The sequence below is a fragment of the Flagellimonas flava genome, from assembly GCF_050617915.1.
Taxonomy (GTDB): domain Bacteria; phylum Bacteroidota; class Bacteroidia; order Flavobacteriales; family Flavobacteriaceae; genus Flagellimonas; species Flagellimonas flava_A.
On the sequence record NZ_JBODQE010000184.1, the window covers coordinates 1 to 236 of the forward strand.

The 236-nt window shown below is 41.5% G+C and carries 1 protein-coding gene; it reads right to left on the reverse strand.

Annotated elements, in window-relative coordinates; genetic code table 11:
- On the reverse strand, nt 1-236 hold a 236-nt coding region (locus tag ACRHOZ_RS21475), incomplete at both ends, for a CNNM domain-containing protein (RefSeq protein WP_431130430.1).

Below are 236 nucleotides of genomic sequence, written 5' to 3' on the forward strand. Positions count from 1 at the left end.
ATTGGCATTGAGTTTTGGGAGAATTTCCCCAAACACCAAAATCAGAAAAGGGGCCACAACCACTTCCAAAAGAAAGCGCACCGAAAGCACCCCAAACAACAGCTGGTTAACATTGGAAAATATGGTATTGCCAATGGAACTAAATAGAAGCACAATGCCAATGTTAATGGCACTGTTGGTAATGAGGATGGTGGCCAAAAGTTTTTTGGGCCAATTCAATAAAGGAACAAGCAGTT